Source organism: Pseudomonas sp. TH04 (assembly GCF_016651355.1).
Taxonomy (GTDB): Bacteria; Pseudomonadota; Gammaproteobacteria; order Pseudomonadales; family Pseudomonadaceae; genus Aquipseudomonas; species Aquipseudomonas fluorescens.
The window spans coordinates 111159-134608 of sequence record NZ_JAEKEA010000001.1 but is presented as its reverse complement, the minus strand read 5'-3'; the positions used below and the strand labels follow the sequence as shown (position 1 = coordinate 134608).

Genomic DNA, 23450 nt, shown 5'->3' with positions numbered 1-23450 from the left:
CAAAGAATGCATACACGCGCGGTGGGGAGCGGGCCTGCCTCGCGTGGAGAGGCGAAGCGGCCCCATTCAGGCAGCGTGCTGTGGCGCTGAGAAAGCAGCGCCGGGCTTAGTTCAGGGCTGCCGCGCCGCCCAACGCGCGGCAAGCCGGCTCGCCACAGTTATTCCTGCGGATCGTCGATCATCTTGCGCAGCAGGAACAGCACCGCCACCCGTTCGGCCGGGTTGAGGTTGCTCATGGTCAGCTCGCTGATCTGCGCGGCGCAGGGCACGGTTTGATCTACCAGCACGGCACCGGCAGCGGAAAGGTCGACGACCACCTTGCGTTTATCCTGCGGGTCCGGCTCCAGGGTAATCAGCTCCTTGGCCTTTAACCGCTCGACAATACCGCGAATGGTCGCCTGGTCTACGGCGGTGGCCTTGACCAGTTCGGTAAGCGAACTTGCACCGTGATCGCGCAGCGCACACAGGGTGACGAACTGCACCGCAGTGAGTTGGGAGTCGCCGACATTCTGCTGAAAGATCGCCAGGTGGCGCTGGTAGGCCTTGCGCAGCAGGTGGCCAACTTGTTCAGAGAAAACGTAGGAATCAGGCACGGCGGGCTCGGCGGGTGATTAGCAATGGGAGGCATGATGGCGGGGATGATGCATGGACTCAAGCTTCTCACTGAAGAAACCCGGACAACCCTGTGGGAGCGGGCTTGCTCGCGAATGCGCTGGTTCAGCCACTGCATCGGCTAACGGACACACCGCTTTCGCGAGCAAGCCCGCTCCCACCTTTGGTCTTCAGCGCGCCAGTGAGGCGGCTGGCGCAACGACGTCACCGGCTATTACAACAGCCTCATCATCCAGATACACATCACAATGCCGCAGCGGAATGTCCATATGGCATGGCGTCTTGCGTGTGCCGCCCACCTCGGTATTGGGCCCGGTGGAGAACAGGAAATTGCCATAGAACGCCCGCGCATCCATGCACATGCCGTCGTTCTTGTCATGCAGCCCCATGGCCGTCCACTGCGCCCGTGGCTGCAACCCCCAGCCGATATGAGAGATGCCATACACCTCGGGGTCGTTGAAATACTTCATGTAATCACGCAGGTATTCAGCCTCGAAACCTCCGTGAATAGCCGTGATAAAGCCCTTCTCGATCTCCAGCGTGATTTTCTCGCGCGCGTAGGTCTTGAACGGCAGCAGGATGTCGCCGACGTCCAGAACCAGCACGCCCTCGGCGGTTTCTTCATTCGGCCAGGAGAACAGGAAGCCGCTGGGCCAGTGGTCCCAACGCCCCGGCTCATCGGCAAAACCGTACTCGGTCACTGACGGGTATTGCCCCAATGCCGCACGAAAGTCACTGCCGGCACGGGATTTGACGTGAATCGAGCGCGCCTGTTTGAGCCGTTGCTCGGCCGCCAATACCCGCACCTTGTCTGCTTCGGTGGGCAGCATGCGCGCCAGCACTTCCGGGGGTTCCACGGCCAACAGGATGCGCGTGCCGGTCTTGAGGATCTGCTCCTGCTCCGGCGAGTGCAGCAACATCATGGTGTCGACGATCAGGTCAGCGGCTTCCAGCGCACGCTGGGCGGCGATATTGCCGGTGAGCGCGGTATCGCCGCAGTAGGCGGTCATGTCATTGCCCATCGCCCTGGGATGGTTGAACGCCGGCAGCTCCACCGCATACACCTTGGCCCCCAGGCGCTGCGCTGCATCCATCGCAGCGCGCACGGTGCGCGGGTCGGAGTAATGGCTCTTGAGCACGGCAACGCTTTGGGTCGGGTCGACCTTCGACAGCGTCAACACGTGTTCAAACATCTGGGTCAGTTCGCAATCGCTTACCGGCATTTTCCTGTCTCCTGTTGGGCTGCACCACGTTCAAGCACTGCGCTTCACTTTAGTGCAATTTTATAGCGTATACGCCAATTAATAACGATAAGACCTGAATTGCTGGCGGACTGCAAGCAGCGCGCCACAACGTTACCATACGAAACAAGCCCAACAGATAAAGGGATAAAAGCGTTACAGATGACAATTGCGCGCCAAAAATTATTTTGCGAGCACAGGCTTCCCATTTTAAAAAATGAGCGTATACACTTTAAAAACCTTGCGGACAGACGCCGCCCGAAATCACCAAGAGAGGATCACGCCCCATGGGAAGCACACAAAAAATCGCTATCGTCGGTGCCGGCCTGGGCGGCGCCGCAGCGGCCACCCTGTTGCAGCAAGCCGGTTTTGACGTCGACATCTACGAGCAGGCGCCAGCGTTTTCCCGGTTGGGCGCGGGGATCCACATGGGCCCCAACATCATGAAAATCTTTCGCCGCATGGGCATCGAACAACAGCTGGACCTGATGGGCTCACACCCCGAGCACTGGTTCAGCCGTTGCGGCGAAACCGGCGATTACCTCTCGCGCATTCCCCTCACTGGCTACGGTGCTTCCTACATCACCGTGCACCGTGGCGACCTGCATGCCCTGCAAATGTCCACCCTCAAACCCGGCACGCTGCACTTCAACAAGCGCCTGGAAACCCTTGAGGAAACCGACACCCAGGTGCGCCTGACCTTTGCCGACGGTGAAGTGACCTACGCCGACATCGTGATCGGCGCCGACGGCATCAATTCGAAGATTCGCGAAGAACTGCTCGGCGTGGAAAAACCGCTGTACAGCGGTTGGGTGGCGCACCGCGCGCTGATCCGTGGCGACCAACTGGCCAAGTACGACCTCAGGTTCGAAGACTGCATCAAGTGGTGGACCGAAGACCGTCACATGATGGTCTATTACACCACCGGCAAACGTGACGAGTACTACTACGTCACCGGCGTGCCCCATGCCGAATGGGACTTCCAGGGCGCGTTCGTCGACAGCAGCCGCGAAGAGATGTTTGCTGCCTTCAAAGGCTATCACCCCACCGTGCAGGCACTGATCGAGTCCACCGAAAGCGTGACCAAGTGGCCGCTGCGCAACCGCAACCCGTTACCGCTGTGGAGCCGTGGCCGCCTGGTATTGCTGGGAGACGCCTGCCACCCGATGAAGCCGCACATGGCCCAGGGCGCCGGCATGGCCATCGAAGATGCCGCCATGCTCACGCGCTGCCTGCAGGAAACCGGAATCAGCGATTACCGCACGGCGTTCGAGCTGTATGAAGCCAACCGCAAGGAACGCGCGTCCCGCGTACAGGCGGTGTCCAACGCCAACACCTGGCTGCGCGCCCAGGAAGACCCGGCCTGGGTCTACGGCTATGACCTGTACGCCCAGGAACTGAAGTCGGGGGTGGCCGCGTGAGCACCTTTTTGTATGGCGGTAACGTCCAGGCCAATGGCATTCGCCAGCACTACTTGCGTTACGGCGGCAAAGGCCCGGCGCTGATCCTGATCCCGGGCATCACCAGCCCGGCGATTACCTGGGGGTTTGTCGCGCAGCGCCTGGGCGCGCAGTTCGATACCTATGTGCTGGATGTACGCGGACGCGGCCTGTCGTCCACCGGCCCCGAGCTGGATTACAGCGCGGACACCTGCGCCGAGGATATCGGTGCGTTTGCCGATGCGCTGAACCTCGACCGCTACCACTTGGTCGGCCATTCCATGGGCGCGCGCTTTGCCGTGCGCAGTGCCGTCAAACATCCCCAGGGCGTAAACCGCGTGGTGCTGATCGACCCGCCGGTGTCTGGCCCCGGTCGGCGTGAATACCCGAGCAAACTGCCGTGGTACGTCGATTCGATCCGCCAGTCCCTGCTTGGGATGGATGCCGCGGCGATGCGCGCTTTCTGCGCCACCTGGACGCAAGAGCAACTGCAGCTGCGCGCCGAATGGCTGCACACCTGCTATGAACCCGCCATCGTGCGCGCCTTCAATGACTTTCACACGGTGGACTTCCACCAGGACCTGCCCCACCTCAAGGCCCCTGCCCTGTTGATGGTGGCCGGACGCGGCGGGGTGATCCTCGACGAAGACGTCGCCGAAATCCAGGACCTGCAACCGGCCATCCAGGTCGCCCGCGTACCCAACGCCGGGCACATGATTCCGTGGGATGACCTCGAGGGTTTCTTCCACGCCCTCGGCGACTTCCTCACACAATAAGAATGGAGACCACCATGCAGAAGCCTTACCGCATCGGCCAGATCGTGCCGAGTTCCAACACCACCATGGAAACCGAGATCCCGGCGATGCTCACCGCGCGCCAGGCGATTCGCCCCGAGCGCTTTACCTTTCACTCCAGCCGCATGCGCATGAAGCAAGTGCGCAAAGAAGAACTGGCGGCGATGGACGGCGAATCCGACCGTTGCGCCGTTGAACTGTCCGATGCCAAGGTCGACGTGCTGGGTTACGCCTGCCTGGTGGCGATCATGGCCATGGGGCTCGGTTATCACCGCAACGCCGAGCAGCGCCTGCGCAAGGCCACGGCGGATAACGATGCCAACGCCCCGGTCATCACCAGCGCCGGTGCGCTGATCGAAGGCCTGAAAGTCATGGGCGCCAAGCGCATCGCGATTGTCGCGCCGTACATGAAGCCGCTGACCGAGCTGGTGGTGAACTACATCCGCGAAGAAGGCTTTGACGTGGTCGACTGGCGCGCCCTGGAGATCCCCGACAACCTCGACGTGGCGCGCCACGACCCGGCCAACCTGCCGGCCATCGTCGCGGGTATGAACCTGCAAGGCGTCGACGTGATCGTGCTCTCGGCCTGCGTGCAGATGCAGTCGCTGCCGGTGGTGGCCAAGGTCGAGGCGCAAACCGGCAAACCGGTGCTCACCGCCGCCATCGCCACCACCTACGCCATGCTCAAGGCGCTCAACCTGGAGCCGATCGTTCCAGGGGCCGGCGCCCTGCTCTCCGGCGCGTATTGAGGAGTTTTGCGATGAGCGAACAATCCGCCGACGCCAACTACCAGGGCGTATGGGGCAACCGCATTGGCTTCGGCAAAAAAGCCGCGCTGCTGATGATCGACTTCATGCAGGGCTACACCACCGAAGGCGCGCCGCTATACGCCCCCGAGGTTGCAATTGCCGTGACTGAAAGCGTCGAACTGTTGGCCACTGCCCGCAAGCAGGGGATTGCGGTGGTGCACACCAATATCCGCTACCATCCCGGCCACTTCGCCGACGGCGGTATCTGGGTCAAGAAAGCCCCGGTGATGAAGGACATGGTCGACGGCAACCCACTCGCGGCGTTCTGCCCCGAGGTCTTGCCCCGGGCCGATGAGGTGGTGATCACCAAGCAATATGCCAGTGCATTTTTCGGCAGCAGCCTGGCCCCGATGCTGCACGCCCAAGGCATCGACACCGTGGTGCTGGCCGGCTGCTCCACCAGCGGCTGCATTCGTGCCACCGCAGTGGATGCGGTGCAACACGGGTTTCGCACCATCGTCGTGCGCGAATGCGTCGGCGACCGACACCCCGCGCCCCACGAAGCCAACTTGTTCGATATCGACAGCAAGTATGGCGACGTGGTGAGCAAGCAGGAGGCGATGCGCAAGTTCAGGGAGCAATAAGACGTTATTAAGAACTGCGCCATAGAGCGTGGTCTTGAAAAAACTGAGGTCCGGCCTGGAAATGCATTCACCTAATGGGAGCCGATCCCTGTGGGAGCCGGGCTTGCCCGCGATGCGCACGCTGCGGTGTAACTGTTACACCGCGCCGATGCCATCGCAGGCAAGCCAGCGCCCACAGATGCTCGCTCGCCACAGGTCAATGCCAAACCAGAAATATCTCAGTCTTCTGACACTGCCTTTGGAAGTCGCTTTTACAGCACTCCGAAGTGCTCGAACAAAAGCGGCTGTATAAAAACCATAAGCCAACGCCGGGAGACACCCCAATGCCCATTGCGAATGCAGCGCCCGCGACCACGGTCGCCGACCCCGTTACCACGCTTTACCACAAGATCACTTGGAAGCTGATTCCATTCCTGTGTTTCTGCTACCTGGCCGCCTACCTCGACCGCATCAACATCGGCTTTGCCAAGTTGCAGATGCTCGACCAGTTGCACTTCAGCGAAACCGCGTTTGGCCTCGGCGCCGGCTTGTTCTTCGTCGGCTACATCCTCTTTGAAGTGCCGAGCAACCTGATCCTGGAACGGGTCGGCGCGAAGCTCTGGATCGCGCGCATCATGATCACCTGGGGCCTGCTCTCGGCCTGCACCATGCTGGTCACCTCCACCACCCAGTTCTACATCCTGCGCTTTCTGCTCGGCGCCGCCGAAGCGGGCTTTTTGCCCGGCGTGCTGTATTACCTCACCACCTGGTTCCCCACCCATCGGCGCGGGCGCATCATCGCGCTGTTCATGATCGGCCTGCCGCTGTCCAGCGTGATCGGCGGCCCGCTGTCCGGCTGGATCATGGGCCACTTCGACAACATGGGCGGGTTGCGTGGCTGGCAGTGGCTGTTCCTGATTGAAGCGGTGCCCAGTGTGTTGCTCGGCGTGCTGACCTTCTGGGCGCTGCCTAACAGCTTCCAGCAAGCCAAATGGCTGTCGGACGAGGAAAAGGCCTTGCTTGAAAGCGAACTGCGCAAGGACGACGCCGACGCAAGCGGCAGCAAGCACAGCTTCCGCGATGGGTTCTTCAACCTCAAAGTGTGGATGCTCGGCGGTATCGACTTTTCGATCCTGCTCAGCGCCTATGCCATGGGGTTCTGGATGCCGACATTCATCCGCAATGCGGGCATTACCGATACTTTCCATATCGGCATACTCACCGCATTGCCGAGTGTGGCGGCCTTGCTCGGCATGCTGCTGATCGGCGCCAGCTCGGACAAACACCGTGAACGCCGCTGGCACATCATCGTGCCGTTCCTGATCGGCGCAGCAGCGATGGCCACCAGCACATTCTTCACCCACAACGTGGTTGCGACGGTGCTGTTGTTCGCCATCGCCTCGGCCGCGATTATCGGCGCCGTACCGGTGTTTTTCAGCCTGCCGGCGACCTTTCTCAAAGGCACGGCGGCGGCTACCGGTTTCGCCCTGGCGTGCTCGCTGGCGAATATCGCCGGCCTGGTGAGCAACTCGTTGATGGGCGTGGCGATCGACGTCACAGGCAGCAGCGCCGGCGCCTTGTGGTTCTTCGCCGGCTGCCTGATCCTCAGCAGCTTCCTGGTCATCGCCTTGCCGGCGAAACTGGTGAACCGTTAACAACAACAATTCTTGCGGATGAATCACCATGCAAGCTTTCCTTAAAAGCTGTGCGCTGTTTGTCGCCGTCGGCCTGTGTACCGGCACTGCGCAGGCGGCCGAAAAAGTCATTTTCGACACCGACTTCAACGTGCTCAACGATGACGGCCAGGCCTTTATCATGCTTGCCCAGTTGCATGCGCAAAAACGCATCGACCTGCTGGGCATGACCCTGGTCAGCGGTAATGCCTGGGTCGACCAGGAGCAAGTCGATGCCCTCAAGGCCGTGGAACGCATGGGCGTGGAAAAAGAGGTGGGCGTCTACTCGGGCGCCGCCTACCCGCTGCTGCATGACTACGCCACCTACGAGGCCGAGAAAGCGTTGTTTGGCGCCGGCTGGCCGGGGGCGTTCAAACACCCGCGCCCTACCTCGCCCTCGCAACTGATCGCGCCACCGGATGGCCTGGCCACTCACACCCAACTGCGCAGCGAGACCGCCGCGCAGTTCATCGTGCAAAGCGTGCGGGCCAACCCGCACCAGGTGACCATTCTCGCCGTCGGCCCTTTGACCAACGTCGCCCTGGCGATTCGCTCGGCGCCGGACATCGTGCCGCTGATCAAGCGCATCGTGTACATGGGCGGCGCCCTGGAGATCCCGGGCAACACCACGCCGGCGGCGGAATTCAACTGGTGGTTCGACCCGGAGGCCGCGAAGATCGTGTTGCGCTCACCGATCGAACACGTGATTTTCCCGAATGATGTGTGCGAGAAAGTCACCTTCGACAAATCGGTTTACCAGCGCGTGATTGCCCAGAAAGGCGCGATTGCCGACCTCTACCAGCACGAGTTCGGGCCGCTGTTCGACAAAGACCCGAGCTACCACAGCTTTACCTGGGACAGTTTGCCCGCACTGTTCCTGGTCAACCCGCAAATCGTCACCGAATCCCGCGAGTTGTGGGTGGACGTAGACGCGACCTTCGGCGCCGACTACGGCCGTGCACTGGGCTACAAAAAAGGCGCACCGGTCGGTACGCAGAAAGCCAACGTGGTGTTTGGCGTCGATCAGCAGAAGTTCTGGGACGGCTACGTCAACCTCGTGACATTGCCAACCCCGGTCAAACGCTGACCGGCGGATCGCTCCCACCTGGCGTGGGAGCGACCATCCTTTCAGTCACGGACGGCCCGGCGTTGGATTGAGGCACGCCTGCAGAATGCCGGACAACTTAAGCGCCACCGCATTGGCCTGCTGCGCCGTCACCACATTGGTAAAGCCCATCAACAAGCCTTGCTCGCGCCCCGGTTCAAGCATCCACTGCGACAACGCTTGAAGGGCAAGGCCTTCGCGATTCGCCGCCTCGGCGACAACGTGATCCGGCACCGCCACCACCAACCGCGCCAACAGATTAATTCCCCCGGCTTGCTCATCCACGCGCAAAAACGCCGCGCAATGCACGCGCAACGCCTCCACTAAAAACCCTCGGCGCTGCGCATACAACAGGCGCATCTTTTTCAGGTGGCGGGTGAAATGGCCCTGCTCCAGAAAATCCGCTGCCGTTAGCTGCAATAACTGCGCACTGCGCTGTTGCAACGCCTCAGCACTGCGCCCAAACACCTCCACCAATGAAGCGGGCACCACCAGATAGCCCAGGCGCAACCCCGGAAACAGCATTTTGCTGAAGCTCCCGACATGGATCACCCGGTCTTGCACATCCTGACTCTTGAGCGCCGCCAACGGCTGACCCTGGTAGCGAAACTCACTGTCGTAATCATCCTCGACCACCCAACTGCCCTGCTCCTGCGCCCAGGCCAGCAAAGCCTGCCGCCGCGCCCCGCTCAACGCCACGCCCAGGGGGCTCTGATGGGCCGGGGTCACGACCGCCAGTCGCGCCTGCCGATCACGCTGCATGCCCTGCTCGACATCCAGCCCATCCCGATCCACCGGCACCGGCACCAGCTCAACACCTTGATGGATCAATAGCTGCCGTGCGTGCAAATAACCCGGGTCTTCATACCAGCAACGCTGCCCCGCCATCTGCAGCGCATCGCACACCAGCGTCAGGCACCCCGCATAGCCTGAGCACACAAATACCTGCTGTGGCGTACATTCCACGCCCCGGTACAACGCCAGGTAGCTGGCAATCGCCACACGCAACGCCTGGGCGCCACGCACGTCGCCCATGCCCAGGCTGTCGGCATCGGTGCGGCGCACCTGCCGGGTGACCAGTCGTGCCCACAGCTTGCGCGGGAACGCATCCAGCGCCGGCTGACCCATTTGCAACGCCGGGGTTGCCGAGGCCTGCGGCAGTGCGGCCGGCTGCGGTTTCATCGCCACCTGCGGCAATGCCCTGGAAATGACGGTACCCGCCTGCCCCCGCGCCTCAAAAAAACCCTCACTGACCAACAGTTGATAAGCTGCTTCCACCGTGCCCCGCGCCACCTTGAGTTCCAGCGCAAGGCTGCGCACCGACGGCACGCGATCACCCGGGCCAAGCTGACCCTGATCAATGGCCAGACGAAAGCGGCGGTAGATTTCCTGGTATTTGGGCAGTGACGACATCGCAAACAGGCTCGGCAGAATGACAAAGCGGAGTCTGATCATGTCCCAACCCACTTGTCCAATCATGCCCCTGTTGAGTGGCCGTGCCGCCACCGAAAATGGCGCATCCCTTACACAAACAAGGATCGCCCATGAACCATCGTCTCGATTACGCCAAAGCCGCCCCTGCAGGTTACAAAGCCCTGGGATCAGTGCACAGCTATATCCATGGCTGCGGCCTGGAGAAAGAATTGATTGAACTGGTGTACCTGCGGGTCTCGCAACTCAACGGCTGCGCTTATTGCCTGGACTCGCATTCGCGCGACCTGCTCAAGCAAGGCGTGAGCCTGGAAAAAATCATGCTGCTGGCCGCCTGGCACGAAGCCTTGCCGCTGTTCACCGCGCGTGAACGTGCCGCCCTGGCCTGGGCCGAGGTGGTCACCCAGGTCGCGCAAACCCAAGTGCCACAAGCGGATTACGTCAGCGTGGCGGCGATGTTCAGCGAGAAGGAAGTCGCTGACCTGACCCTGGCGATTTCGCTGATGAACGCCTTGAACCGCGTCGCCATCAGCTTTCGCAAAGTGCCGACGGCGGTCAAGGCCCATCAGGAGCACCTCAACGATGAATGAGCATGTCGAATTCGTGCCGATGGAAACCGAGGCCGACTGCATCGCCAGCTTTGCGCTGATGCAGCAACTGCGGCCGCACCTGACCGACGCCATCAGCTTCGCGGAACAAGTCCAGCGCCAGCGCCAAAATGGCTACCACTTGCTGGCCGCGCGCGAGCACGGCCGGGTCATCGGCCTGGCCGGCTACCGGCTGACCGAAAACACCCTGTACGGGCGGTTTATCTACGTCGATGACCTGGTGGTCGATGCGGCGTTGCAACGTCGACGCCTGGGCGAGCAACTGCTCGACCGGGTGCGCGAAGAAACCCGCGCCCGGGGTTATCGCTACCTGGTGTTGGACACCGGCATGCACATGGCCCTGGCCCAGCGTTTCTACTTCCGTCAAGGCCTGCTGCCGCGCGGTATGCATTTCTCCCAGGATTTGAGCCAATGACCCGCGCCCTGTTGCTCAGCTTCAGCCCCCACGGCAAGGCCGCGCAGACCTTCCAGCTGGCTCGCGCGCTGCTGAATGACTGGGTGCCGGGCGCCGAGGTCATCGAGCGCGATTACGGCGGCCAGGCATTGCCGCCGCTGACCCGCGAGTATGCGAATGCACTCACCACGCCTGGCGGATTGAGCGGCGACGCGACCGCGTTGTCGGAACAATTGATTGTTGAGCTGGAAGCCTGTGACCTGCTGATCCTCTGCACCCCGGTGCACAATTTCACTGTGCCGGCGGCGCTCAAGGGCTGGATCGACCATGTGGTGCGTATTCATCGCAGTTTCACGGTGAATGCACAGTTCGAAAAAGTCGGACTGCTCAAGGATCGGCGCACGTTTGTGCTGGTCAGTTGCGGCAATTCACGCAAGGGGCATGAGCCGGATTTCCTCACACCGTATCTGACCGCGATCCTGTCGACGGTGGGCATCCGCAGGGTCGATTTCGTCTACCTGGGCGCGATGGTGCGCGGTGAAGAGGCGGTCGCTCTGGCGGTGGAACAGGCACACCGACAATTGTCGCAGGCAATCAGCACTGGCCTATAAAATTAATGGCGCTAGAATCAGCGCCATTCTTGCACCCGCCTCTCTGATACGAGCCGCCCATGAGCTTTAATTTCGACACGATCCACCCCCGCCTCGGCACCGGCAGCACCAAGTGGAGCCGCTACCCGCAAGACATCTTGCCGATGTGGATCGCCGACATGGATATCGCCGCGCCACCGGCAATATTGCAAGCGCTGCATGCTCGCCTGGACCAGCAAATCCTCGGCTACAGCGTCGCCGGCCCGGACGTGCGTGAAGCCATCGTCGCTGACCTGTGGGCCAAATACGCCTGGCGCGTGCAGCCTGAAGAGCTGTTGTTCCTGCCCGGCGTGGAGCCCGGCTTTAATATGGCCCTGCATGCGTTTGTGCAACCTGGCCAACCGGTGGTGCTGCAAACCCCCAATTACCGGCCGATACGCTTGGCACCTGGCCACTGGAACCTGCCGCGTATCGAAGTGCCGTTCGACCTGATCAACGGCGAATACCTCACGCCAATGCCCGCGATGCGCCAGGCACTGACCGGCGCCGGTGCACTGTTGCTGAGCAACCCGCACAACCCCATGGGCAAAGTGTTCCCCCGCGAAGAACTGCTCGCGGTGGCCAACGCCTGCCTGGAAAACGGCGCGCTGATCATCAGCGACGAAATCCATGCCGAACTGTGTTTCGATGGCCGCCGCCACATCCCGACCGCCAGCCTCAGCCCTGAAATCGCCCAGCGCACCATTACCCTGATGTCGGCGAGCAAGGCCTACAACGTCGCTGGTTTGAAGACCTGCTTCGCCGTGGTGCAAAACGCCGAGGTGCGCGAGCGCTTCAATAATGCCCGCTGCGGCATGGTCGACAGTGTCAGCCCGCTGGGCCTGGAAGCCACCCGCGCGGCCTACAGCCAATGCAGCGACTGGCTGGACGCGCTGGTGCATTACCTGCAAGCCAACCGTGACTATCTGCTCGATGCCGTGCACACCCGTTTGCCGGGTGTGGTGATGCATGCCCCGCAAGGCACCTTCCTGGCGTGGCTGGATTGCAGCGCGCTTGGCCTGGACGACCCGCAGCAGTTCTTCCTCGAACAGGCCAAGGTCGGCTTGAGCGCAGGCATCGAATTCGGCGATGACAGCCAGCAGTTTGTACGCCTGAACTTCGGCTGCCCACGGGCGATGCTCGAAGAAGGCCTGCAACGCATGGCGCACGCACTGCGTCACCGTTAGGGCGCAATTCACAACGTTTCGCAGCGAGTGCCGAACCCCTGCTGTTACTGTTTTTGCCTTTCAGTCCCACCGGCAACAGCAGGAGTTCCATGGCATGGCGACCCAGCCCCTTGATCGTTTGTCCGACCCCAAATCCCTTCCCGGTACGCCGCTTAAGTCAGCCGCAGCGTTCCATGTGCTACTCAAAAACAGTGCAAGCAAAAAAGTCGAGTCCCAGGACAAGACGCCATCGGGGCTCGATGCCAGCAAGCAACAAGGCTACGAACTGGCGGCCAAGGACGCCACGCCGCCACCTGCGCTGTCTGACTACAAGGCCATCGGCCCGCCGGATGAAGTCGGCCCGGGGCTGATCCGCTATGAAACCCAGGACGGCAAGAAGGTCATCGTCAGCGAACAGGACAGCCCCGACCTGTTCAAGCAAGTCAGCGCAGACTTCAAGTCCCTCTCCGGCGTGGTTGCCAGCCAGAACGCCGGTTACCAGAGCCTGGGCGCGGACGGCAAGGCCCCGGAAAAACTCGCCGATTACAAATCCCTCGGCCCGCCGGATGAAACCGGCCCCGGCGTGATCCGCTATGAGACCCAGGACGGTACCAAGGTCGTTATCAGCCAGCGTGACAACCCCGAAGCCTTCCAGAAAGCCAAGGACGACTATGCGAGTTTCAGCGGCCTCACCAGCAGCGAAGACGCCGGCTACAAGCGCGCCAGCGATAACGAAGTGTGGCCGCCGTATGGTGGCACCACCGTCGGCCCGGTCGATGAAGTCGGCCCGGGGCTGATCCGTTTCGAAAGCAACGGCCAGAAAATGGTCGTGGCCCGTGATGACAACCCCAAGCTGTTCGACTACCTGGCCGGCCTGCACGAGGTCTATACCGACCCGGGCAAGAAGGCCGTGGTGGAAGGCGAACTGAATAACGGCGCGACACTGGCCGACGCCAACACGCCAGTGCCGGGCCTGAATGACTACAAGACGTTCAGTTGGAACAACGACCAGAAAGACAGCATCCTCACCTACGAACTCCATGACGGCACCAAGGTGGTGGTGTCCTCGAATGTCAGCCCCGAGCTGTTCAAGAGCGTCGCCACCGCGCATGACACCTGGGACAAAATCCACACCAGCGAAAGCGAAGGCTACAAGCTGGCGGGGCCGAATGACTTCCTGAAAAATACCGACATCACCTTTGGTTCCCCCGATGAACTGGGCGATGGCCTGATCCGCTACGAGACCAGCGAAGGCAAAGTCATCGTGTCCAAGGAACTGAGCCCGCAGCTCTACGATGACGTCAAGGCCAAGTGGGACGCCTTCAGTGCCGGCGCAGTCGATGACACCCGCACGAAGCACAACCTGCCCAAGTCCGCTGACCTGGATGTGCTGAACATGGACACCGGCGTGCACGCCGATGAAAAAGACGACAAGTCGCCAACCCTCAGCGTCAGCGAACTGGCCACCACCCAACTGATCGACACCTACCGCGCCGGCGTCAAAGACGGCTCGATTCCCAAGGATGACCCGCGGGCCAAGCTGGTCCGCGCCCTGGAAGCCCAGGCCGCCTACCAGAATGGCCACGGCATCACCGGCTACGAAGAATCCAAGCGTCCGTTCAACACCACCTGGCGCGAGTTCGATGACAAGCAGACCGAGCTGACCTCGGCCGACATGCACGACATCATCGACGGCAAGGCCGTGCAACAGCAGATCGGCGAACTGTTCAAAGACCCGACCGTGCAGGCCGACTACAAGTCGAAGATGGACGACGCGATCAACAAGCTGCCGAACAAGGACGAGATCAAGCAGAAGCTGCTGGACCTCACATCCAACCCGGATTACGTGCTGTACCTCAAGGATCTGCAAAACCAGGGCAAAACCTCCGAGGCGCAAAAAGACCTGAGCGACACCCTGACCTCGCTGTCACTGTTCGATCCCGAAGCGGCCAGCAAAGCGGCGCAGAATATCCAGGCCGATGGTTTGACCACCGACCTCAATGCGATTCTTTCGGACCCGAGCAAGATCTCCGACGAGAACAAGGAACTGGCCACCAAGGACCTATTCGGCCTGCTCAAGGGTGTATTGAAAGGCACCCTGCTCGACCTGCCGCGCCGTACCCAGGAAACCCTCGAGAAGTTCCTCAACGAAGGCTTGCAGGGCAAGGAAAAGTCGGCCGGGGTGACCAAGGCTCTGGAAGAGTTGGGTGAGGTCTACAAGAACAACGGCTCCATCAGCGAAGCCGACCTGAAAAGCGCACTGAACAAACCCTATATCGCGGTGGCCGATCGCGGCATGCTCGGCGAGGTCTTCAACACCCTGAACAGCAAGGGCATTCTTGGCTCCCTCGGCGCCGGCGTGACGCTGTTTTCGGCGATTTACCAACTGGTGGGCAAAGGCGGCAAGCTCGGTGAAACCCCGGCGCAGCGGATGTCGATTGCCAAGGACTTCCTGAGCTTTGCCGGCGGTTCCAGCCACTTTGTGCGCCTGGGCGACAAGATCGGCGAGACCTTGGGCAAAGGCGGCCTGGTGGACTTCCTCGGCCTGGACAAGACCCTGCCGGAGATTTGGGGCAAGAACGGGCTGCAGGAGCCTAACTTCGAGTTTCGCGTCAACGAGCTGCCAAGCGACGTCAAAGCCAAGATTACCAGTGCCCTCGATGCGGTGCCTGACAGCCAATACGACGGCATCTCGACAATGTTCGGCGAGGGCGACAAAGCCGTCACCGAGGCCACCGAAGGCCTGGCCACTCACCTGGATGACGGCCTCGCGGCGGCAGGTGCGGCCAAGTTGGGCGCGTCCAAGTCGGCGAAGATTGCCGGTTCGGTGATCAAGGTGCTGGGCCCGGCCACGGATATCGTCGGGGGTTTTGCCGATATCGTGTTGGGCGCATTGGCGATCAAGAGTGGGGTCGACAGCAAAGACCCGCTGGCCCAGGCCGCGGGTGGCCTGCAAGTGGCGGGCGGTGCGTTCGGCGCATCGGCCGGGGTGCTCGGCGCCGCCGCACTGTTTGGCGCGGGCACGGCGGCGGCACTGACCGGGCCGCTGTTCCTGGTGGGTGTGGTGCTGGCGGTGGTCGGCGGGATCATCGGCTACTTTGTCGACCACAACAAAAAACAGAAAGCCACCGAGAAAGAAAACGACTGGTACCGCGACTTGGCCGGCGACGGTTTATTGCAGGACAACTGGGCTGACAAGGTCGAATACGCCCATTACGAAATCCACCACTACAAAGGCCGCGACACGCCGACCGACGACAGTATTTTTCGCTTCCAGCAATCGGAGTGGGAACACTTTGACGCGACCCCGCAAAAAGGTGGCTCCTCGAGTAACCGACTGGACGGGGACTTGCACAAGCACTACGAAGACCCGAACACACCGCCGAAAAGCTTGCCGAGCGATGCGCCGCCGGAGCGACCACAACCCCATGCACCCGGCGGCGGTGGCCCGCGCCTTAACTAACGGCCAGGCAGGCGGGCCTCTCTCCATGGGGGAGCTGGCTTGCCTGCGATGACGGCTTCGCGTTCACCATCCATGTGACTGATAAACCGCTATCGCAGCATAGGTATCTACACATCTTTCTTTACGGGTTGAGTGCTGTGGTTGTCGGGGGGCGCTGAGTGCATATCCGTTGTTTGGGTCACGGCCGCAATGGGTTCCGCCCTTACGGCGGGTCACTTTGGAAAAGCCCCAAAGTAACCAAAGGGCTCTTGCCCCACCACTCGGCACCTCGCCTAGGCTCGGTGTGCCCTCGCTCCGGCTTTGGACCGTGGGCCGCCGCCATGGGCCATCCTTGGCCCATCGCGGCTAAACCGGCGTCCTGCCGGTTTACCCACGCTCCAAAGCCTGCGTTCGGCCAGCGTGGTTAACGGGGCGCCTAAGATCAAGATCAAAGTCAAAAGCAAAGCACGGCGGCCTGACAGCCGACCTGAGTGGTTAGATCAAAAGCACAAGCGAAGTGGTGTGTCAGTTGATGGAGTGGGTGACTGGCACACCGCATTCGCGAGCAAGCCCCACATTTGGAACTGGGTACATCAGGCAGAGGGTTGGCTGCTCTTCGGACTGTGTTGGGTCAATCTGGGAGCTGGCATGGGGTCTGCGACTGGGTATGCCTGATGTATCGAAGCGTCTGCATCGCAGGCAAGCCAGCTCCACAGAAAAGCAGAGCACTGCGGTGCTGGCAGCTGAACTCGGTCAACATTGTGGGAGCGGGCTTGCTTGCGAAAGCGGTGGGTCAGTTACAAATAAGCCGACTGACCCACCGCTTTCGCGAGCAAGCCCGCTCCCACATTTGGAACTGGGTACATCAGGCAGAGGGTGGGCTGCTCTTCGGACTGTGTTGGGTCAATCTGGGAGATGGCATGGGGTCTGCGACTGGGCTTGCCTGATGTACCGAGGTGTCTGCATCGCAGGCAAACCAGCTCCCACAGAAAAGCAGAGCACTGCGGTGCTAGCAACTGAACTCGGTCAACATTGTGGGAGCGGGCTTGCTCGCGAAGGCGGCGCATCAGTGACAGATGAGCTAACTGACCCACCGCTTTCGCGAGCAAGCCCGCTCCCACATTTGGAACTCATTTCATCCGGTAAAAGTGCTGTTGCTGTGCTTTTGCCCTGCTTTTGCTTCAACCACTCAGGCCGGCTGTCAGGCCGCCGTGCTCTGCTTTTGATCTTGATCTGCTGTTGATCTTGATCTGACAGGCCCCGTTAACCACGCTGGCCGAACGCAGGCTTGAATCCGTGGGTAACCCGGCAGGACGCCGGGTTAGCCGCACTGGGCCAGGGATGGCCCATTGCGGCGGCCCACGGATTCAAGCCGGAGTGCGGGCATACCGAGCCTGGGCGAGGTACCGAGTGGTGGGGCAAAGCGTTTTTTGGTTACTTTTTTAGGCGTTTGTAAAAAAGTGACCCGCTGTAAGAGCGGAACCCATAGCCGCCGTTACCGCAGCAACGGATATGTACTCAATCTACCTAAACGCCTCACAGGCTCAGAGCAACCTAATAGAGTTGCGTAGATACCTATGCTGCAATAGCGGTAGATCAGTCAAAGATGTGTCGCCTGGCAGACAGCCATCGCAGGCAAGCCAGCTCCCACATTGACCTGTGCAGTCAGCGCCCCAGCGCGTCTTTCAAAAACCCCGGCGCGATATAACGCTGATAATGCGCTTCGGACAGGATAAAAAACTCCCGATCAATGGCATCCCGCAGCTCCGGCAACGCCCAGTCACGAAACTCCGGCAACAGCACCATCCCGTAAGCTTCCAGGTTAGAAATCACCCGTGCACCACGCGCAATCAACTGGTATGCCCAGCAGTACTCCGACTGGTGCGGCACGAAGCGAATCTTGCGCTGCTCCAACTGCCCGCGCAGCATCTTGGGGTCGAAGACTTCCAGTTTGCCGGCCATTACCTGCACCAACAGTTGCTCAAGCCTGAGCCAAACCGCGCGTTTTTCTTCTTCGTTATAGCCATTCCACAGGATCACTTCGTGGTGGAAGCGCTTGCAGCCACGGCACACGAGATCACCGTACACCGTGGAGCACAGGCCTACGCAGGGGGTCTTGATGGTTTGGTTGGGCATGGGTAACGACACGCAAATCAGCGAAACAATGCGCCATGTTAGCCCTTTGTCTAAGATTGATCACCCAGCAAACTTGGTTAGGCAACTTACCTTTAGATTTTTTTTGCCGTAGAATCATCCGGCCTTGTAAGGCGCCAATAATCCGCTGGAAGCTGTTTTCAAAGCGTCACGAGCACAGTCGTTCCTTCAGAACGGTGTTGGCGTGGATTTGACCCGGTAGGTCAGACCCCGCGCCAACCCTCATCAGCTCCGTTCTGCAGGCGTAAAACTTTGAAAGCAGCTTCTGTGAGGAATGCCGGCAGCGCTGGCTTTGCGGCCCAAAAAGCCCCCGAGCGCATGCGTGCCGTTCATTTCTGGATGAGCGTCCCGTGGGACCACTGATGAGGGTAATAACTGTGCTTGAAGCCTACCGCAAACATATCGAAGAGCGCGCAGCACTGGGTATCGTTCCCCAGCCGCTTAACGCCGAACAAACCGCAGGCCTGGTCGAGCTGCTGAAAAATCCTCCGGCTGGCGAAGAAGAATTCCTCGTTGACCTGATCACCAACCGCATTCCACCAGGCGTTGACGAAGCTGCCTACGTCAAGGCCGGTTTCCTGTCCGCCCTGGCCAAGGGCGAAGCCACTTCCCCCCTGATCGACAAGAAACGCGCTGTTGAACTGCTTGGCACCATGCAAGGCGGCTACAACATCGTGACGCTGGTCGAGTTGCTGGACGACGCCACGCTTGCACCGGTAGCTGCCGCCCAACTCAAGCACACCCTGCTGATGTTCGATGCGTTCCACGACGTGGCTGAAAAAGCCAAGAACGGCAACGAACACGCCAAAGCCGTGATCCAGTCCTGGGCCGACGGCGAGTGGTTCAAGAACCGCCCGACCCTGGCCGACAAGATCAGCCTGCGCGTGTTCAAGGTGACTGGCGAAACCAACACCGACGACCTCTCCCCTGCGCCTGATGCCTGGTCCCGTCCTGACATCCCGCTGCACGCCCTGGCCATGCTGAAAATGGCCCGTGAAGGCATCGTGCCGGACGAGCAAGGCAAGACCGGCCCGATGAAGCAGATCGAAGAGATGCGCGGCCAGGGCTTCCCGATCGCCTACGTCGGTGACGTGGTCGGTACCGGTTCGTCCCGTAAGTCGGCGACCAACTCGGTACTCTGGTTCTTCGGCGACGACGTGCCTTACGTGCCGAACAAGCGTGCCGGCGGTTTCTGCTTCGGCAGCAAGATCGCTCCCATCTTCTACAACACCATGGAAGATGCTGGCGCTCTGCCAATCGAATTCGACGTGACCAACATGAACATGGGCGACGTGATCGACCTGTACCCGCATGCTGGCAAAGTCTGCAAACACGGCACTGACGAAGTCCTGACCACCTTCGAAATGAAGACTCCGGTGCTGTTGGACGAAGTGCGTGCCGGCGGCCGTATCCCGCTGATCATCGGCCGTGGCCTGACCGAGAAGGCGCGCGCCGAGCTGGGCCTGCCACCTTCGACCCTGTTCAAACTGCCGGAAGCGCCGGCTGAAAGCACCAAGGGCTTCACCCTGGCGCAGAAAATGGTTGGCCGTGCCTGTGGCCTGGCAGAAGGCAAAGGCGTTCGTCCTGGCACCTACTGCGAACCAAAAATGACCACCGTAGGCTCTCAGGACACCACCGGTCCTATGACCCGTGACGAACTGAAAGACCTGGCGTGCCTGGGCTTCTCGACCGATCTGGTCATGCAGTCGTTCTGCCACACCGCGGCCTATCCAAAGCCGATCGACGTGACCACCCACCACACCCTGCCTGACTTCATCATGACCCGTGGCGGTGTATCGCTGCGTCCAGGCGACGGCATCATCCACAGCTGGCTGAACCGCATGCTGCTGCCGGACACCGTCGGCACCGGTGGTGACTCCCACACCCGTTTCCCGATGGGCATCTCGTTCCCGGCCGGTTCCGGTCTGGTCGCCTTCGCTGCAGCCACTGGCGTTATGCCACTGGACATGCCGGAATCGATCCTGGTGCGCTTCAAAGGCAAAATGCAACCTGGCATCACCCTGCGTGACCTGGTTCACGCCATTCCTTACTACGCGATCCAGGCTGGCCTGCTGACCGTAGAGAAGAAAGGCAAGAAGAACGCCTTCTCCGGCCGCATCCTGGAGATCGAAGGCCTGAACGACCTGACGCTGGAACAGGCTTTCGAGCTGTCCGACGCCTCGGCTGAACGTTCGGCTGCCGGTTGCACCATCAAGCTGTCGAAAGATTCCGTCACCGAGTACCTGAACTCCAACATCACCCTGCTGCGCTGGATGATCGGCGAAGGCTACGGCGATGCACGTACCCTGGAACGTCGCGCCCAAGCGATGGAAGCCTGGGTTGCCAACCCGGAGCTGATGGAAGCCGATGCCGACGCGGAATACGCCGAAATCATCGAAATCGACCTGGCCGAAATCAACGAGCCAATCCTCTGCGCGCCAAACGACCCGGACGATGCCCGTCTGTTGTCCAGCGTTGCCGGCGAGAAGATCGACGAAGTGTTCATCGGTTCGTGCATGACCAACATCGGTCACTTCCGCGCTGCCGGTAAGCTGCTGGAACAGGTCAAGGGTCAGCTGCCAACCCGTCTGTGGCTGTCGCCGCCGACCAAGATGGACGCTCACCAACTGACCGAAGAAGGTTACTACGGCATCTACGGCAAGGCTGGCGCGCGCATGGAAATGCCGGGCTGCTCGCTGTGCATGGGTAACCAGGCACGTGTAGAGCCGAACTCGACGGTTGTGTCGACGTCGACGCGTAACTTCCCGAACCGTCTGGGTGATGGCGCGAACGTCTACCTGGCGTCGGCTGAGCTGGCGGCTGTAGCTTCCACGCTGGGCCGCCTGCCGACGGTGGAAGAGTACATGGGCTACGCGGCCAAACTGGACACCATGGCCAGTGACGTTTACCGCTACCTGAACTTCGACCAGATCGCCGAGTTCCGCAAAATCGCAGCAAGCGCCAACATCCCGGTGATTCAAGCCTAAGATGTATTGACGTAAAGGACGCCGCGTATCGCAAGATGCGCGGCGTTTTTTTATGCCTGGGAATTGACACTCAGCGCTAGCTGCACTGCATCGTCAACGCTCAAGCCACTGAGCAAGACCTGTGACGCCGAGGCTTCAGGCAAGCTCTGCAACACCTCGCGGGCCTCATGCCGCACGCGGGCCAGTACCAGGCGCTTGCCCTCCCCGCGCACTTGCGCAAAAAACGCCGCCAGCGCTTCGATACTGGTGCCATCGAGGTCAGGCGACTCTTCCAGGCTGAGCACCACAGCCTCGACCTGCGATTGACGCATCAGGCGCAACGCCGCGCCGAGGATGCGTTCGGCATTGGCGAAAAACAGGGCTTCGTTGGGCCGCACGATCAACACGCCAGGTACGTCCAACGCATCCGGATGGTGCTGGCGATCGACAAAGTCGTGACTGTCAGCCAAACGCCCCAGCACCTGAATATCCGCCGCTGACATCTGACGCAACATCAACACTACGCTGATCGCCACCGACACCAGCAGCCCGTCCAGTACGCCCAGCAACAGCACGGCTGCCACGGCACAGATCACCAGCAAACGGTCACGCCGCCACACAAAGTAACGGCCCAGGGGTTGCAGGCTCAAGCCACGCCCCAGTGCATAGATGACGATGGCAGCGAGCACCGGCTCCGGGGTCAGCGCCACATACGGCAACACCGTCAACACAATTACCAACACCACCAGCGCGGCAACGATACCGGCCAGACGTGAACTGGCACCGGCGGCCTCATTGGCCGACGTCGCCGAATAACCCGCGCCGGCCGGCATGCCGTGGAATAACCCGGAGATCAGGTTGGCTGCACCCAACGCGAGCAGGTCGCGATTGGATGACACCCGGTCGCCGTGTTTAAGCGCGAACGAACTGATCGAGCCGTAGGACTCCGCATACAGGATCATCACCAGGGCAAACGCCAATTCGCCGAGGCGCAACCAGTCCGCGAACGGCAGGACCGGCAAGTGGCCCAATTCCAGCTGCAGGTCGATCAGACCGATCAGCGCGACACCATGGGCCTGTAAATCCAGGTACTGCCCGGCGCCAATACCGAGGACCACCACCAACAGCCCGCCCGGCAGACGCGGTATCCGCGCGCACAGCCACAATACGCCCAATGCAGCCGCAGCCACCCACGCAGCCGGCCAGTTCCAACGGGGCAGTTGCTCCAGCAACTGCGGCAGGAAGCGGATCAGGTTGTTATCGACCAGGTGCACACCCACCACGCTGGCCAACTGTTTGAGGATGATCGTCAGCGCCAGGCCGAACGCAAAGCCGCGCAACACCGGCTTGGCAATAAACGACGTCACACCGCCGAGTTTGAACAACCCGGCCAACAGGAAAAGCCCCCCGGTGATCAACACCAGCCCGAACGCCAGGGACAGCCTCAGCGCCGGGTCATCGCCTGCCAGACTCGCAGTGGCTGCCGCCAACACCGCCGCAGACGATGACGTCGCCGAGACAATTGCAAAGCGACTGGTGCCGAACAGGCCGTAACACACCAGCCCGGCAAACAAGGCAATCACACCGGCCTGCGGCGGCAGTGCGGCAATGCTCGAATACGCCACGGCTTCCGGCAGCAGTAAACCGGCAATGGACAACCCGGCGAGAATGTCTTGGGTACGATTGGGGGATACGACAACAGGCGTTTCGGTTTCAGTTTTCAATCGGCCCAACCCATCCTGGCAAATAACGCGCTTCCTGGCTGCGTGCCAGGAGCATGACCTTGCTTAACACCTTGGCGTTTGGCTGGCTGGCCACGTCGCTGCCAATGCGGCTGCGCAAGAAATCCGCCCACAGAAACTCGCTGAACGGCGTCGCGTCCTTGGCGTAACCGCCAGCCGTGCGCAACATGCCCGCCAGGCTGCGGTAAGGGTCGTCCTGCAAGTCGGTAATCTTGCGCGGAATGGCTTCGTAGGTACGTCGCAGGCCACGCGCATCGTAAGGGTGTACCCACTGATTGAACGCCATGACGTTCCAGAACGTGTTGCGGTCCACAAATGACAGGTCCTTGAGCATCAACAGCGACACACTCTTGACGCCCTCCAACAGCAGCGCCAGCCCGAAATGGTGATGATCGGTGATGTAATAACGCTCGTCCGGGCCGAGCACGCAAGGAAACCAGTGCTTGTCGAGCGCCGCAGTGCGCTCCTTGCGCTTGAGTTTGGTCCAGGCTTCGCGCTTGGTGGTGACCTCAGCCAGACCCACGGTCAATTGGGTGGGGTGCAACTTTTCCAGCTTGCCTGTGACCAGTTGCGGACGGGGCCGGGCCATGGGTGCCTCCAAATAGGGAACCAATAAGCCGACAGCTTAGCCCTCATTGATGGGCGAGTTTTTCCCACGCGAAAAAAAAGCCGATTCACGCTG

Annotated in this window: 18 protein-coding genes; 12 read left to right on the top strand and 6 right to left on the bottom strand. The window is 61.0% G+C overall.

Translation table 11 applies throughout. The features are described 5' to 3' along the window. Window positions 1-158 precede the first annotated feature (158 nt). Window positions 159-593, bottom strand: coding sequence for a MarR family winged helix-turn-helix transcriptional regulator (locus JFT85_RS00485; protein ID WP_053256240.1), 435 nt, complete (start codon window positions 591-593; stop codon window positions 159-161). 189 nt (window positions 594-782) lie between these two features. After that, window positions 783-1835: a 2,5-dihydroxypyridine 5,6-dioxygenase gene (locus JFT85_RS00480; RefSeq protein WP_078828182.1), complete on the bottom strand. Its 1053-nt coding sequence runs from the start codon at window positions 1833-1835 to the stop codon at window positions 783-785. A gap of 305 nt (window positions 1836-2140) precedes the next feature. On the opposite strand from JFT85_RS00480, the gene JFT85_RS00475 reads away from it, so the two are divergent. The 6 genes from JFT85_RS00475 to JFT85_RS00450 all read left to right on the top strand — a co-directional run bounded on the left by JFT85_RS00475 (window position 2141) and on the right by JFT85_RS00450 (window position 8218). Next, entirely contained in the window at window positions 2141-3274 is a 1134-nt protein-coding gene (locus JFT85_RS00475) for an FAD-dependent monooxygenase (RefSeq protein ID WP_053256242.1), read from the top strand. Continuing rightward, complete coding sequence (locus JFT85_RS00470) at window positions 3271-4068, top strand: alpha/beta fold hydrolase (RefSeq protein ID WP_078828181.1); 798 nt, start codon at window positions 3271-3273, stop codon at window positions 4066-4068. Before JFT85_RS00475 ends, JFT85_RS00470 begins: the two co-directional genes overlap by 4 nt. Before the next feature lie 14 nt (window positions 4069-4082). Then, complete coding sequence (locus JFT85_RS00465) at window positions 4083-4835, top strand: maleate cis-trans isomerase family protein (RefSeq protein ID WP_069553401.1); 753 nt, start codon at window positions 4083-4085, stop codon at window positions 4833-4835. Window positions 4836-4846: 11 nt separating this feature from the next. After that, window positions 4847-5479: an N-carbamoylsarcosine amidohydrolase gene (locus JFT85_RS00460; RefSeq protein WP_078828180.1), complete on the top strand. Its 633-nt coding sequence runs from the start codon at window positions 4847-4849 to the stop codon at window positions 5477-5479. 323 nt (window positions 5480-5802) lie between these two features. After that, on the top strand, window positions 5803-7113 hold the full coding sequence (locus tag JFT85_RS00455; RefSeq protein ID WP_069553399.1) for an MFS transporter: 1311 nt from the start codon (window positions 5803-5805) through the stop codon (window positions 7111-7113). Window positions 7114-7141: 28 nt separating this feature from the next. Then, a complete protein-coding gene (locus JFT85_RS00450; protein ID WP_069553398.1) occupies window positions 7142-8218 on the top strand; it encodes a nucleoside hydrolase in 1077 nt (358 codons plus the stop codon). 45 nt (window positions 8219-8263) lie between these two features. Here JFT85_RS00450 and pdxR read toward each other — a convergent pair whose 3' ends face one another. Further along, on the bottom strand, window positions 8264-9649 hold the full coding sequence (gene pdxR / locus JFT85_RS00445) for a MocR-like pyridoxine biosynthesis transcription factor PdxR (RefSeq protein ID WP_187602514.1): 1386 nt from the start codon (window positions 9647-9649) through the stop codon (window positions 8264-8266). 131 nt (window positions 9650-9780) lie between these two features. On the opposite strand from pdxR, the gene JFT85_RS00440 reads away from it, so the two are divergent. The 5 genes from JFT85_RS00440 (at window position 9781) to JFT85_RS00420 (ending at window position 15927) form a co-directional block, all read left to right on the top strand. Further along, complete coding sequence (locus tag JFT85_RS00440; RefSeq protein ID WP_201228735.1) at window positions 9781-10257, top strand: carboxymuconolactone decarboxylase family protein; 477 nt, start codon at window positions 9781-9783, stop codon at window positions 10255-10257. After that, the gene (locus JFT85_RS00435) at window positions 10250-10690 is read left to right on the top strand and encodes a GNAT family N-acetyltransferase (RefSeq protein WP_201228733.1); all 441 of its coding nucleotides are present in this window, start codon (window positions 10250-10252) and stop codon (window positions 10688-10690) included. Before JFT85_RS00440 ends, JFT85_RS00435 begins: the two co-directional genes overlap by 8 nt. Further along, on the top strand, window positions 10687-11280 hold the full coding sequence (locus JFT85_RS00430) for an FMN-dependent NADH-azoreductase (RefSeq protein WP_053256250.1): 594 nt from the start codon (window positions 10687-10689) through the stop codon (window positions 11278-11280). The genes JFT85_RS00435 and JFT85_RS00430 overlap by 4 nt, the downstream gene beginning before the upstream one ends. A 59-nt stretch (window positions 11281-11339) precedes the next feature. Further along, window positions 11340-12485, top strand: coding sequence for a MalY/PatB family protein (locus JFT85_RS00425; RefSeq protein ID WP_053256251.1), 1146 nt, complete (start codon window positions 11340-11342; stop codon window positions 12483-12485). 94 nt (window positions 12486-12579) lie between these two features. After that, on the top strand, window positions 12580-15927 hold the full coding sequence (locus JFT85_RS00420; RefSeq protein WP_201228731.1) for a hypothetical protein: 3348 nt from the start codon (window positions 12580-12582) through the stop codon (window positions 15925-15927). 1644 nt (window positions 15928-17571) lie between these two features. On the opposite strand, the gene JFT85_RS00415 is transcribed toward JFT85_RS00420, so the two are convergent. Next, window positions 17572-18042, bottom strand: a complete 471-nt coding sequence (locus JFT85_RS00415) for a DUF1289 domain-containing protein (protein ID WP_053255790.1) — start codon at window positions 18040-18042, stop codon at window positions 17572-17574. 395 nt (window positions 18043-18437) lie between these two features. Between JFT85_RS00415 and acnB the strand changes: the two genes are divergently transcribed. Then, entirely contained in the window at window positions 18438-21047 is a 2610-nt protein-coding gene (gene acnB, locus JFT85_RS00410; protein ID WP_053255789.1) for a bifunctional aconitate hydratase 2/2-methylisocitrate dehydratase, read from the top strand. 50 nt (window positions 21048-21097) lie between these two features. Here acnB and JFT85_RS00405 read toward each other — a convergent pair whose 3' ends face one another. Further along, a complete protein-coding gene (locus JFT85_RS00405) occupies window positions 21098-22750 on the bottom strand; it encodes a SulP family inorganic anion transporter (RefSeq protein WP_073638630.1) in 1653 nt (550 codons plus the stop codon). Continuing rightward, a complete protein-coding gene (locus JFT85_RS00400) occupies window positions 22740-23357 on the bottom strand; it encodes a ParB-like protein (protein ID WP_053255787.1) in 618 nt (205 codons plus the stop codon). The genes JFT85_RS00405 and JFT85_RS00400 overlap by 11 nt, the downstream gene beginning before the upstream one ends. Window positions 23358-23450: the final 93 nt, after the last annotated feature.